This window comes from Periweissella cryptocerci (assembly GCF_004358325.1).
In the GTDB taxonomy this organism is placed as follows: domain Bacteria; phylum Bacillota; class Bacilli; order Lactobacillales; family Lactobacillaceae; genus Periweissella; species Periweissella cryptocerci.
On sequence record NZ_CP037940.1, the window covers coordinates 1,917,150 to 1,930,405 of the forward strand.

A 13,256-nucleotide genomic window follows, 5' to 3' on the forward strand; every position below is an offset into this window, starting at 1 on the left:
AGTTACGTTAGGAAGTGGAGATAATGGTTGTAGGCGTACATCGGCCAACTAAGCTTATATTAGATGGTCAGGCATTAGCGCATAATATTGCGGTGTCAAAGGCTCCGTTTGATGAAAATATTGATGTTTTTGCGGTTGTTAAAGCAAATGCATACGGGCACGGTGTTGCCGAGATTGCCAAAATGGCAAAAGCTGCCGGTGCGACTGGTTTTGCGGTGGCGCTTTTGGATGAAGGCATTGAGTTGCGGGAGTTAGGCTATACCGATGAACCGATTTTAGTTCTTGGGATTACACCAAGTGAGTGGGCAGTAGATGCTGCTAAATATCGGATTTCATTAACGGTTGGTGATCTTGATTGGCTACAAGTTGCCCAGCCACTGTTGGCGCGAGCCGGAATTAATACCCCGTTGCGAGTTCACATGGGGGTTGATACTGGAATGGGACGGATTGGCGTCCGGACACCAGCTGACTTGGTAACGGCGAGTCAATATTTACGGAATCATGCAACGGAGTTTGAGTTTGAAGGCATGTTCACGCACTTTGCAACAGCCGATGAAGAAAATAAAGATTACTTTGAAAGCCAATTAGGTAACTGGCAAGCGGCAATTAATGCAGTTAAACCATTACCACGTTTTGTGCATGCAGCGAATTCAGCCGCATCATTGTGGCGTAGTAAAGAAGTGCCAACTAATGTGCTGCGCTTGGGGGCGGCAATGTATGGGTTTAATCCGTCGGGCGATGTTTTGCCGGAATCACGATTACAACCAGTCATGTCATTGACGACTGAGATTGCGTTTGTTAAGCAAGTGGCCGCCGGTGATAAAGTCAGCTACGGGGCAACGTACACGGCTACCGATGAGGAATGGATTGCTACATTGCCAATTGGTTATGCCGATGGATTCTTGCGCCGCATGCAAGGATTTCACGTCTTGGTCAATGGTGAATATGCGGACATTGTTGGGCGTGTTACAATGGACCAAACGATGATTCGTTTATCAGCATATCAGCCAGTGGGGACAACGGTGACAATTGTTGGTCAAGACGGGGACAAAAGTTTGACATTAAGTGAACTAGCTAATTATGCGGCAACAATTCCTTATGAAATTGTTACTGATTTTTCAACTAGAATTAAGCGCGAGGTAAAATAGTATATGGGAAATATTGAAATCAAACGTGGTGATATATTCTACGCGGATCTTTCACCAGTAACCGGTTCCGAACAAGGGGGGACTCGACCAGTGTTGATTATTCAAAATAACACTGGGAACTTTCACTCACCAACAGTGATTGTGGCAGCGATTACGGCCAAAATTTCAAAGCCAAAGCTACCAACACATGTGGGCTTGCCTGCACGTGAAGAGGGTGTCGCTAAAGACTCAGTGATTTTATTGGAGCAACTCCGGACAATTGACAAATCACGTCTAAAAGACAAAGTTTCACATCTTGAACAAGAAATCATGACGAAGGTTGATGTTGCTATCGCCATTAGTTTAGGAATGGTCGCAACAAATCGTACATATGACGAAGTAAATACGACTACCGAACACATTGAAATTATTGATACTGAAAAAAACGCCGATTAGTTGGCGTTTTTTTCATTTCTGGAAGGTTAACGTTACGCCAAGTAATTTACCGCCACTTCGTTAGTTATAAATAATACTCAGACTAGCAGAAAACAGTTACCAACCACAGGCCGTAGTAGTATGAAAAAAACTGACAATAGAACCTCAGCAAGTCACTGATTGAAAAGTACAGAAATGACAATCCTACGCTAGGAAAAATGGAATCATTATTGATCTAGATGCAGAACTTGTGAAAAATAACACTTGCAATATGGCTAAAATAACCCTATCCTATGCTTAGATAACATTGGGGGCTGGGAATGGGTAATTATGGAAAGATATTGAAGCAATTTAGGAAAGATAAAGGGATGACATTGAGCGAGGTCGCAGATGGTATCGTTTCAGTGGGCTTTTTATCTAAAGTAGAACGTGAACAGGCAATTCCAAACACTGAAATCTTATTTCAGTTACTGAGTCGTTTGCGTGTGAATTGGGATGAGTTTGATTATCGGCTGAAGAACGAACTAGCAGAACCGTATGTGATATTTCAGACTGAATTAGTAGAAGCTACATTGGCTAACGATGCATCGCGGTTCAAAGCGATGATGCTTAACGAACAAAGTAAATTTGCTGAAACTAATGACATTGTCCATCGGCACCGCTATCTGACGACCTACTTGTATTATCAAGACGCTATCGGTGAGACAGTTGATGCAGAAATGATAAATGAGCTCAAAACATATTTATTGAATATTGATGATTGGGGACGCTATGAGTTGCGACTATTCAATAATAATCTGAAATGGTTTGACTTGGAAATCGCTGAATTACTTAGCAAGATTGCCCTTGATCGTTCACAGAATGTTTGGAAAATTAAAGAAAACCAGAATGTGTTGGTCAACATACTATTGAATATGGCAGAGTTGTTTTTGAAAAATCGGCAAATTTTGTCCCTAAACACGACTTTAAGTCGGTTATCGATGCTCATGGTTGACGGGGATGTTTCGATAGCAAAAGTAAAGTTCGACTTCTTGAGTGGCATGTTGAAAATTGCGCAAAATAATATTGAAGCAGGAAAAACGCAGGCGATGGCAGCAATTAGCGTGTTACGATATTTTCGAGCATATAGTTGGGCCAAAAAATTTGAAAAAGCTTATGAGGAGCTTATTAACACAGTTAATGAAAATTTGTAAATATTACTGTCGTCCAGAATCTTAATTGGTTCTGTTTTTTTTTAGGCTCTATACCAAATTAAAGTGAAGATTCTGTGAAAGTTATCCGATATGAAATTTTTGTGATAATAATCACAAATTATTATCATATTGGACAATTTACACGATGAGGGGATAAATCCTTGGTATGATGATTATGTAGTAAACATAGCAAATACATTTTTTAACGCATAGGAGATTATGTGTATTTTGTAATTAATGACAAATCTAAAAGTACAAATCGTGCGCGTACCTACAATGTACTCAAAGATAAATTTTAAGATACACTGTATTTAAAAATATTAATAGTCACCATATTGAATTCAAATCCTAAAGGGGGAATTTTACGATGAAAACAATGAAAATATTAGTCGGTGTAGCAGCAATTGGAATGGTAATGGCGTCAATTCCGGTTACGACTGTTAACGCGGCATCAGCCAGCAAGTATATTACCAACGCTAAGAATAATAGCTATGTAAAAACGGTAGCTAAGGCGGAAATTGGGTGGTATAACAAGGTTAACGGTAAAAAGAAAAAACTTTATGTACCAAAGGGAACGGTTCTTAAGTTGGATGGAACTTTTAAGAAAAATGGAAAAGTTAGTGCCCAATTTGATTTTGATGCACTTAGTTACAAACTAGGCAATGGCAAAATAAAAACAGATAAAAATGGAAACTCGATTGGCGATTGGTACTCCGTGCCATTGAAAAAGAGTAAGTATAAACTTGTGAAAAAGCCAACACCGATTACAGCGTTAGAATTAGATTTAGGTAAATACAATACCTATAAAGACATTTATGATTCAATGTATGTAACTTCTGATAATTATTTGGAATACTATAACTCAAAATCTAGTAAGCTAAGTCAATCAAGTAAAATCACCAAAGTAAAACAGTCGGGGAACAAAACTTATCTGTACTTCAAAAAAGCTCCCAAGAATTTGAACACGAAAAAAATGAAGAAGAACCAATATCGATTAACCGTTAAAAATTTGAAGAAAACCACCAAAACCAAGGATTTGGACCGTGATGACCACAAGACAAGTGTTGGCTGGACGAAGTGGGCCAAGTATTCCGTGGGTGGTAAGGCATATTTCCATATTACTAAGAGTACCGCTGACTAATTATAGGTACTGTAATAAACAAATAGGAGGCGTTTCACAAGTTTCGTGAAACGCCTCCTATTTGCTATTTAGTCGTTAAATGTACTTAGGCAATACCATTTTTTTGCTTATAATCTTCAGTTTTCGCGTGGATTTCGGCATTTTGCTTTTCGTTGATGTATTCCCATTGGTTTTCATAAGGGAAACCAGCAACTGCGTCAACAACCCACATTAATGGAACAACCCAGGCCAAGATAATTAGCCAAGCAGAACCCAAACCTAAGTCGTGGAGGCGTCGTGCTTGAATGCCCCATGAGAGGACAACCCAGAGAAGCCAAATACCAACGAAATAGTCGGACATGATAGTGTCAAAACTCATTCCCTTAAAACCACCGGCATTACCAATGATGATTAGGGCGATAACTAAAATAATTGCGTTGATAACGGTTGGAATCCAAACATCACGCCGACTGCTGCGGTGCTTAGTGTCAAATAAATGTGTCCAAAATTGAAAGTATGTTTTAATCATAATATGTCTCACCTTAGTGTATATTCTTAATCTAATTTTAGCACAAGTGATATAATGAATGGTGATAGATTCTAAGGAACAGCACGGAACCTTTGACTAAAGGAACCGATATCGAGGAGGAAATAGTTTAATGAAGACTGGGACGACCATTATTACTTTAGACAACGGCTACCATTTATGGACCAACACCCAGGGCACTGGTGATATTCACTTGCTTGCCTTGCATGGTGGACCTGGTGGTAACCACGAATACTGGGAAGATACGGCAAAACAATTGGCGGCCCGCAATGTGGATATTCAAGTTCACATGTATGACCAACTTGGCTCATGGTATTCAGACCAACCAGATTTCTCTGATCCTAAAAACCAAAACATTTTAACTTATGAATACTACATTGATGAAGTTGAAGAAGTTCGTCAAAAGCTTGGGATTGATAACTTTTACTTAATCGGTCAAAGCTGGGGTGGCGCATTAGTTCAACTTTACGCCTTGAAGTATGGTGACCACTTGAAGGGTGCCATCATTTCATCAATGACAGATAACATCGAAGAATATGTGGTTTCAATCAACGCGCGTCGTGACGAAGCTTTGGATGCCGATGCAGTAGCATACATGAAAAAGATTGAAGCTGAAGGTAACTGGGATGACGCCCAATACCAAAAGTATGTCGACATTTTGAACGCCCAATACGTGGATCGCAAGCAACCAGTTGTCACAGACCACTTGATTTCAACGATGGCAACGGACGTGTACGGTCCATTCCAAGGCGATAACGAATTCGTTGTGACTGGTAAATTGAAGGAATTTGATCTCCGCGACCAAATCCAAAACATCAGCATGCCAACGTTAGTAACATTCGGTGGACACGAAACAATGCCAGTTGCGACAGCTGAACGGATGGCTAAACAAATTCCAAATGCTCGTTTGGCAATTACGCCGGATGCTGGTCACCACGCAATGATGGATAACCCAGAAGTCTACTATGCCAACTTGGCACAGTTCATCAATGATGTTGAAGACGGAAATATGTAATATGTACAAAAAGCAGTTGCAATGCAGCTGCTTTTTTATTATGATTTAAGTCAACCAATATAAGTTGATGGGGTGACTTAATTGAAAGAACAGATTTTACAATATTTGATGTTACATGCGGATGGCTATGTTTCTGGTGCAGAATTAGCTACAGAATTACAGGTTAGTCGAAATACAATTTGGAAAACGATTCAGCAATTGAAGGACGCCGGTTATCAGATTGAAAGCCAACACCGGGTTGGTTATCGTTATCGTGGTGGGAATGTATTGAACGCTACAACGATTAAGCAAGGACTACAGACTGACATCGCGGTTCAGGTGTTTAACACAATTGATTCCACGAATAAATTTGCTAAAAATTTGGCAGTGACGGCACCAACAAAACCGGTGGCGATTATCGCTAACGAGCAGACTGCTGGGTATGGGCGCCAAGGCCGAGCTTATTATAGCCCAGCAGATGATGGGTTGTACTTAAGTTTATTGTTGCCAATGCACGATGAGCGCTTGAATAGTGGCTTACTAACAACGGGCGTGGCAACGGCTGTGGCGGATACACTGGCAAAACTGTACCATGTGCAACCACAAATCAAGTGGGTCAATGATGTCATTGTTAATCAGCATAAGGTTGTTGGTATCATGACTGAGGGAATTGCGGATTTAGAATCCGGTACCTTGAGCCATGTGATTATTGGCATTGGCTTGAATTTGACCAATGTTGAATTTCCAACTGAATTAAGCCAAAAGGTGGGCTCGTTGGGTTTAGCTGATGTTGACCGGAATCAGTTAGCGACACAGCTATTAAACGCATTATTAACGTTGGTAACAACGTATCAGACGGCGACATTCATGGCACGCTATCGAGAACTTTCGTTAGTGATTGGTCAAGAAGTTACCCTAAGTCGTTACGGGACAGAAATTAGCGGGCGCGTAACGGACATCGCAGATGATGGGGCGTTAATTCTAAACACAAAAGACGGCGCACAAAGCTTCACGAGTGGCGAAATTACTAAAGTCAATATCTTGAATGGGGAATATCATGGATAACACAAAAACAGCATCACAAAATAAATTACGTGGCCTGATCTTAGCGGCCGAATTTGCGGCACTATTAGGGATTTTTTCACAGTTTACAATTCCGTTGAGCGTGGTGCCATTAACCGGGCAAACTTTAGCGCTTGGCTTGTTTGCCACTGTAGCAACACCATGGATTGCGAATAGTGCCATCGCGGTATATCTATTACTAGGTGCGATTGGGATTCCTGTCTTTGCTGGGGGAAATGCCGGCTTACAAGTGTTGCTTGGACCTAATGGTGGCTACTTGTTCGGATTCTTCATTTATGCAATTATCGTCGGCTATCTGCTGAAGCTCTCAACCAAATGGTGGAATTTGGCCGTCGCTAACTTAATTGCGGCGATTGTCCAATTATTTGTCGGAACAGTGTGGCTCGCCATTTGGAATGGCTTTACAATCGGTGCGGTTATTAAGCCAGCAATGATTGTGTTTATTCCATCAGCAATTATTAAAGTTGTGATTGTCGTGATTGTCGCCAAAATCATTATTAAACGTTTTGGTATTTTTGGCGCTAAACAGAAAAAATAATAAGACGGTGAAGGGCTGACTTGAGAAACAGCCCTTCACCATTTTTATTTGCTGTGTAAGTTGGCTATATTTAGATTGAAACTGGAATCAGTAAGGTATGAAATAAAAAAACTCGCAACGAATGGATTTACACCCAATCATTACGAGTTTTTTGTTTATTTGGTTATGGTTATTCCTCATGATACACGTAGGTCTGGTTCTGTGGTACGGAGTGGCATCTAGCACCAACTAATCTTTAAAAGGTACTTCAATATATGACCAAGCTTCATCAACTGAGTACGTAATATCTTGGTTACCACGCACTGTCATACCAAAGTCTGTCGCGTAAACGACTAAACCAAGTTGGTGCCCAGCTGGTAAGTGGTAGAAGGTTGGTTGGAGCTCTAAGTCAACATCGACAAATTCTTCGGCTTGTAAATCATCGCTTTGCCAAGCATTAGTCCGGTTTTGCAAGTTAATGTGTCCCTTGCTAATCATTTTGAACGGTGTTGCTTGGCCTAAGGTGAATTCATTCAAGGCATCTTCACGCCAGTGGAAACCAGTATCGAGTTTGACCCGCAGTGGTGAAGGACTAACCTTTAAGCGCTTCGCATCACCATAATCGACGAGTTGGAAGCTCAAGAGACCCAAGTCTTCTGAACTCGCAACTTTCACGTGGATGTGGACGCGCCCGTCAATAATTTGGGCATTTTCGGTTGGCTTTGTCTGGAAAATCAATCGGTGGCCGGCTAATGGTGAATCAACTTGCTTCAAGTCGTTTTCCCACTTGGCAACGTTCTTCGTGTAACTCGTGAACAAGTTGTCATCGATGTGGTCATTGAATTGGCTGGGTTGAGTGTTGCCGGAAGTTGCACTTAATTGGCTGTCATGAATGTTAAACTTTTGCATGTTTTCACGGGAATCCCAATCCGCATAGGCCGTCCAAGTTTCGGGTTTAACATTATCTTGGACAATCACGTTTGGTAAAAGTTCATCAGCGTGGTTGTCTAAGTCGTATAACTTGTGTGAGAACCAGAGGTTAATCATGTCCGTGTAGTCGATTGAACGCATCGCATTAATGTAGATGTGTTCACCTTGGTGGAGGATGATTTTCTTGCTGACGTTGGCTTGATCAAGCGCATGCCACAAGTTGTTAACTTGTTCGGGTTTCACGTTCCAGTCATTTAGACCATGGACCATCAGGACATCGGCTTTAATTTTATCGACATTCTTCAAGTAATTCCGGGCATCCCAGAATTCGTTGTAACTACCAGTGTCGCGGTCTTGATCAACGCCCATTTGGGTCAAATACTGATTGTATTCATCAGCGACCTTGAGGAAATCGCCGGGTTGCTTACGCCGTGAAAAAGTTTCTTCTGCCAAAACATCAGCATCTTCACCAGGGAAGCCATCCGGTGCAATCACCAAACCATTAGAACGATAGTAGTCATACCAACTTGAAATCGCGGCTTCTGAGACAATGGTTTCAAGACCAGCAACCCCAGTGGTGGCAACCGCCGTCGCTAAGGTACCGAGGTATGAACGCCCAGTCATGGCAACCTTACCATTTGACCACCATGCTTTAATGGCGATGTTATCGGTTTTATTGGTGAAGGCGATTCGATCACCGTGTAACCATTCAACAATGGCTTTGGCGCCGGCAACTTCATACTCGTCACCAGTTGTTTGCAAGCCATCAGAATCAAGTGAGCCAATGCCGGCAGCGTAAACGGCGGCAAAACCGCGCGCGAGGAAGTAGTCATTCAATGTGTAACTTTGTTCGCGGGCGAAGCTTTCAGTGGCCCATTCAGTTTCATCGGCCACGACACGAGCGGCAGGGACAGTCCCAAAGTCATCTTGGTGCGCAATTGCTACGTAATCAAGTGGCTTAGGTTCTTTACGTGCCAGTGGAACATCAACGTTATGAGTTAATTTTTCACCGTCTTCATCATTTGTACCTTGGTTGTAAGGCGATGAAGTGTAGAGCACCGGTACTTGTTGTTCGGTTGATTCAACAGGGCGCAAGACTTCAACTTTGAGAAGATCACGTTGACCATCGTGGTCGCTATCAAAATCCGTTTCAACGTAGACAACTTCACGCGTAATTGCGTTGGTATCATAGACTGGTTGCGCCTTCCCATTGAAGAACAATGGGCGTGGTGTATCAAGTTCATAGATAAACGGTGCAAAGTAGCCCCGTGTTGCTAAGCGATCGATGAAACTTTTACCATTCTTAGTGTGTGTGTTGAGTAGTAAATACCAAGCATGGAAGAGTGTTTCACGGTCAAATTCAGCTTCAGTCACCGTGGGTAATTGCATCCGATCCATTGCTTCAAAAGGATCGTCGATTGAAAAATCATGGACTGGTAAAAATTCCAATAATTGTAAGGCAACCCGATAAAACACTTCTGCGGTAACGACTTTGGCATCAGTGAGCCAAGCCGCTAAATCTTGAGTAGGGGTCGCAAGAATGCCGGCAAGCTTTTGCGTTAATGTTGCTGGCGCTTCACTTTCTGGAAATGCTTTAAAGAGTAAGGCTTGGTATACTGCGGGAACAGTTTTGAGTGCGTCGACATCTTCGTCGATGAATTTAATCAGCCGTAATTCAGCTTGTGCTTGCTCTGAATCGACGGGGAGTAATGCAAATTGATTGTTTTTCATAGGTCACCTCGAGTTTATTGATTTAACAACTATTATACATTAACGTCTGGTTAGAAAATGGGTTTTCGTTTTATTTGCCAATAAATAGTGAGTGAACGAAATCAGCATTGGCGTAACTAGCTTGGTCTTCTAAGAAAAAGCGTAAATTATTCATTGTATTTTGATGAGAAACCATTTAGAATTAAGCAATCAACCTAATTGAGGACAAAATATATGAAAAACACGCAAATCACAACGACAAACAACTTTTCCTTTTGGTACTTTACGGTCTAATCCGGATGCCAAGAGTTGTTTCAGTTGGCCAGATGGATTAGCTATGTAAGCGTCCGATGGTCAGTTGATTTGCGTTATAATGACGAAATTTCGACACATCACCGCGCTTACAGTAGCTAAGCGTAGTGATGTGTTTTTTGTTTTAGCTTTGTTAGCATCGAAAAGAAAGAGCGAGGTAGCTTATATGAACTTACTGCAACGAATGTTCAAAAAAGAATCATTAAGTAATTATATGCGTGATGATAAATTGTTAGCAAAAACGTTAACTGCCAAAGATTTAATTGGATTAGGCGTTGGGGCTGTTATTGGGACTGGTATTTTTATTCTACCAGGTACCGTAGCCGCCACAACAGCTGGACCAGGAATTGTCTTCAGTTTCATTATTGCCGCGATTATTTGTGGGATGGCCGCAATGGCGTATGCTGAATTATCTTCAGCAATGCCAATTGCGGGTTCAGCCTATTCATACGGGAATGTGATTTTTGGTGAAGTGGTCGGCTGGGTACTTGGCTGGGCGTTGATTCTTGAGTATTTATTGGCCGTAGCGGCTGTTTCGACTGGGTGGTCGGCATACTTTGCTCACCTAATTAATCCAATTATGAAGCTGCCAACGGCAATTTCGGGACCGTTTGACCCCGCAAAAGGCACGTATATTAACCTAGTCGCAGTTATCATTGTTTTACTGATTTCATGGATGCTGTCATATGGTTTGAATGAGTCAAAGAAGATTCAAAACGTCATGGTGTTAGTTAAAATTGCGATTATTATTTTATTCATTGTAGTTGGTTTCTTCTTCATTAAATCAAGTAACCTCCATCCATTTATTCCTAAACGGTTAAATGGCGCATTCGGTATTCAAGGGGTCTTGGCTGGAGCATCAATGGTGTTCTTTGCTTTCTTAGGTTTCGATGCGGTATCAACCTCGGCAGCAGAAGTTAAAAATCCTAAGCGCGACATGCCTATCGGAATTATTGGCACACTAGTGATTGCCGCTGTGCTTTACGCACTAGTTAGCCTAGTATTAACGGGAATGGTACCGTACCAAGAACTCAATGTTGGTGATCCAGTGGCGTTTGCATTAGCATCAGTTGGCCAAAACTGGGCGTCATTAGTAGTTACAATCGGGGCTTTGGCGGGTATGTTCACGATGATGGTGACCATGATTTATTCTGGTTCACGTTTGGTTTACTCGATTGGGCGCGATGGCCTCTTACCAAAAAAGCTTGGTAAGATTGATATGCACTCTTCACAACCAAAGAACGCACTGAAATTAGTGACAATTATTATTGCCGTGTTAGGTGGATTAGTACCGTTGGATCGGTTGACGGAATTGGTTAACATGGGAACGTTGTTAGCCTTCATGTTCGTCTCAGTTGGGGTAATTCCATTGCGCCGCCGTACGGATATGAATCATGATGGTTATCGTATGCCGGGTTATCCGGTGTTACCAATTTTGTCAGCTGCATTTTCATTATTCTTGATGACGCAATTACGGATAGATACGTTGATTACATCAGCAATTTGGTTTGTTTTAGGTTTAGTCTTGTACTTAACTTATGGGATTAAGCATTCAAAATTAAATGATAAATAATCTAGAATTAAAACACCTTATTTCATCTGGCATGGGATTGAATAAAATTGGCCACTGCGTGCCAGCAAATTACTTGGCGCACCACGCTGAAAGCACATGTTCAAGCCAAAGTGCGGTCTTGAACAACTCGGACAAGCTGGGAGTCTAAGGAATAAATTCCTAAGACTCCTCATCTCATCCTCAGCGGCGACATGTGTTGCACACATATCACCCCAGTCACGGTGTAAAGGCTCCGCCCACCAAGTAATTTACCGGCACTCCGTTAGTTAGGAATAATTCTCAAACTAGCGAAAATAGTTACCAGCAATAGATTAAAAAAACAGGACCAATAGAATCTCAGTAATTCGATGATTGAAAAGTGCAGAAACGACAATCTCACACTAAAATAATATAGAATTAAAACACCCGCGCTTTTTGAGGGTGTTTTTTTATAGCGGTGCAAAATGTTACGCTTTTTTTCACGGAATTGATGTGTTTTTGCTGTCTAAGCATTGATATCATCAGTATTGCCAACAAATCACGGCAATTAAAACGTGGAATGGCGTGTTGCGGCGTGCTATATTTGAAAGTAATAATAACGAGTCGAGGGATAAGCAAATGGTTGAATCAGTTATGCGCCCAACAGTCATTGAGCTGTCATTGAGTGCAATTAAAGATAATATTGAGACAATTCGCACCGCCACACACGTACAGAATTTTTGGGCGGTTGTTAAGGCGAATGCGTATGGGCATGGATTAGTGCCAATGGTAAATGGGCTACGCCAAGCGCATGTTGATGGTTTTTCAGTGGCAACCCTCGATGAAGCCTTAGTTGTGCGGCAAGTTGAGCCTGAACTCCCCATTTTAGTATTGGCGTTGGTGGAACCTAAGTATGCCCAAATAATGGCCGATAATCAGATTATGGCAACAGTGGGGACACTAGCTTGGCTGAATAGCGCACAAACATATTTGCATGAAACGGCGTTGCAAGTTTCACTGGGTTTAGATACTGGAATGGGGCGAATTGGATTTGATGATCGGCATGAATTAGACGCCGCTATTGAGTTTATTGAAAAAAATTCAGCGCAATTTGAGTGGACGAGTTTGCACACGCATTTCTCGACGGCTGATTCACCAGATTTTGCGTACTTTGCGATGCAATTACAACGATGGAATAAGCTTACTGCTGGCCTAGCATTCCCGAAATACGTACATGTTGCTAATTCAGGTGCAGCCTTGTATCATCACGACGAAATAACGATGCAAACGGCGCGGATTGGTGCGTTGATGTATGGTTGGGATCCTTCAATGGGGGACTTGCAACCGAAGCTGGATTTACAACCAGTGCTGGCTTTACGTTCTCAACTAATGAACGTGAAGCAACACACTGCGGTCGACGGTGTGAGCTACGGACACCATTATTTTACGCAACCAGGTGAATGGATTGGCACGGTACCAATTGGCTATGCTGATGGGTTACCCAAACAATTGACGGGCATGCGCGTCTTAGTTGGTGGTGAACAAGCCACGATTGTGGGTGACATTGCGATGGATCAATTAATGATTAGTTTGCCACATGAATTTGCGGTTGGCACACCAGTTATTTTCTTGGGACACGATGGCACCCAAGCAATTACGATTGAAGAATGGACTGCAAAAACTGGGTTAGACCCATGGGATATTACGACCGGTTTCACTGACCGGATTACGCGTCGGTTAGTAAATTAATGTGGCGG

At 42.0% G+C, this 13,256-nt stretch carries 11 protein-coding genes; 9 read left to right on the plus strand and 2 right to left on the minus strand.

The genetic code is table 11. The annotated features are described in order from the left end of the window. Nucleotides 1-23: 23 nt before the first annotated feature. From alr (EQG49_RS08445) to EQG49_RS08460, 4 genes are all read left to right on the plus strand, one after another. Nucleotides 24-1,148, plus strand: a complete 1,125-nt coding sequence (alr, locus tag EQG49_RS08445; RefSeq protein ID WP_133363576.1) for an alanine racemase — start codon at nucleotides 24-26, stop codon at nucleotides 1,146-1,148. A 3-nt stretch (nucleotides 1,149-1,151) separates the two neighbouring features. Continuing rightward, entirely contained in the window at nucleotides 1,152-1,583 is a 432-nt protein-coding gene (locus tag EQG49_RS08450) for a type II toxin-antitoxin system PemK/MazF family toxin (protein ID WP_133363577.1), read from the plus strand. Nucleotides 1,584-1,882: 299 nt separating this feature from the next. Next, complete coding sequence (locus tag EQG49_RS08455; RefSeq protein ID WP_133363578.1) at nucleotides 1,883-2,755, plus strand: helix-turn-helix domain-containing protein; 873 nt, start codon at nucleotides 1,883-1,885, stop codon at nucleotides 2,753-2,755. Between the two features lie 367 nt (nucleotides 2,756-3,122). Further along, on the plus strand, nucleotides 3,123-3,896 hold the full coding sequence (locus EQG49_RS08460; RefSeq protein WP_133363579.1) for a hypothetical protein: 774 nt from the start codon (nucleotides 3,123-3,125) through the stop codon (nucleotides 3,894-3,896). Between the two features lie 85 nt (nucleotides 3,897-3,981). Here the strand turns inward: EQG49_RS08460 and EQG49_RS08465 are convergent, their stop codons facing one another. After that, nucleotides 3,982-4,404: a DUF805 domain-containing protein gene (locus EQG49_RS08465; RefSeq protein ID WP_133363580.1), complete on the minus strand. Its 423-nt coding sequence runs from the start codon at nucleotides 4,402-4,404 to the stop codon at nucleotides 3,982-3,984. A gap of 130 nt (nucleotides 4,405-4,534) precedes the next feature. On the opposite strand from EQG49_RS08465, the gene EQG49_RS08470 reads away from it, so the two are divergent. From EQG49_RS08470 to EQG49_RS08480, 3 genes are all read left to right on the plus strand, one after another. Next, nucleotides 4,535-5,437 carry a proline iminopeptidase-family hydrolase gene (locus tag EQG49_RS08470; protein WP_133363581.1) on the plus strand — a complete coding sequence of 301 codons (903 nt, stop codon included), beginning with the start codon at nucleotides 4,535-4,537 and terminating at the stop codon, nucleotides 5,435-5,437. Between the two features lie 81 nt (nucleotides 5,438-5,518). Continuing rightward, nucleotides 5,519-6,481: a biotin--[acetyl-CoA-carboxylase] ligase gene (locus EQG49_RS08475; protein WP_133363582.1), complete on the plus strand. Its 963-nt coding sequence runs from the start codon at nucleotides 5,519-5,521 to the stop codon at nucleotides 6,479-6,481. Next, nucleotides 6,474-7,037, plus strand: a complete 564-nt coding sequence (locus EQG49_RS08480; protein WP_165964844.1) for a biotin transporter BioY — start codon at nucleotides 6,474-6,476, stop codon at nucleotides 7,035-7,037. Before EQG49_RS08475 ends, EQG49_RS08480 begins: the two co-directional genes overlap by 8 nt. Nucleotides 7,038-7,265: 228 nt before the next feature. Here EQG49_RS08480 and EQG49_RS08485 read toward each other — a convergent pair whose 3' ends face one another. Continuing rightward, entirely contained in the window at nucleotides 7,266-9,677 is a 2,412-nt protein-coding gene (locus EQG49_RS08485; protein ID WP_133363584.1) for a Xaa-Pro dipeptidyl-peptidase, read from the minus strand. Between the two features lie 457 nt (nucleotides 9,678-10,134). Between EQG49_RS08485 and EQG49_RS08490 the strand changes: the two genes are divergently transcribed. Continuing rightward, the gene (locus tag EQG49_RS08490; RefSeq protein ID WP_133363585.1) at nucleotides 10,135-11,541 is read left to right on the plus strand and encodes an APC family permease; all 1,407 of its coding nucleotides are present in this window, start codon (nucleotides 10,135-10,137) and stop codon (nucleotides 11,539-11,541) included. A 597-nt stretch (nucleotides 11,542-12,138) separates the two neighbouring features. Then, nucleotides 12,139-13,248 (plus strand): alanine racemase, encoded by a 1,110-nt coding sequence (alr, locus tag EQG49_RS08495; protein WP_133363586.1) that lies wholly within the window; start codon nucleotides 12,139-12,141, stop codon nucleotides 13,246-13,248. Nucleotides 13,249-13,256: the final 8 nt, after the last annotated feature.

Coding starts and splice junctions, on each gene's coding strand:
- alr (WP_133363586.1), top strand. CDS start 12,139: ATGGTTGAATCAGTTATGCGCCCAACAGTCATTGAGCTGTCATTGAGT.
- EQG49_RS08465 (WP_133363580.1), bottom strand. CDS start 4,404: ATGATTAAAACATACTTTCAATTTTGGACACATTTATTTGACACTAAG.
- EQG49_RS08480 (WP_165964844.1), top strand. CDS start 6,474: ATGGATAACACAAAAACAGCATCACAAAATAAATTACGTGGCCTGATC.
- EQG49_RS08455 (WP_133363578.1), top strand. CDS start 1,883: ATGGGTAATTATGGAAAGATATTGAAGCAATTTAGGAAAGATAAAGGG.
- EQG49_RS08470 (WP_133363581.1), top strand. CDS start 4,535: ATGAAGACTGGGACGACCATTATTACTTTAGACAACGGCTACCATTTA.
- EQG49_RS08485 (WP_133363584.1), bottom strand. CDS start 9,677: ATGAAAAACAATCAATTTGCATTACTCCCCGTCGATTCAGAGCAAGCA.
- EQG49_RS08490 (WP_133363585.1), top strand. CDS start 10,135: ATGAACTTACTGCAACGAATGTTCAAAAAAGAATCATTAAGTAATTAT.
- alr (WP_133363576.1), top strand. CDS start 24: ATGGTTGTAGGCGTACATCGGCCAACTAAGCTTATATTAGATGGTCAG.
- EQG49_RS08450 (WP_133363577.1), top strand. CDS start 1,152: ATGGGAAATATTGAAATCAAACGTGGTGATATATTCTACGCGGATCTT.
- EQG49_RS08460 (WP_133363579.1), top strand. CDS start 3,123: ATGAAAACAATGAAAATATTAGTCGGTGTAGCAGCAATTGGAATGGTA.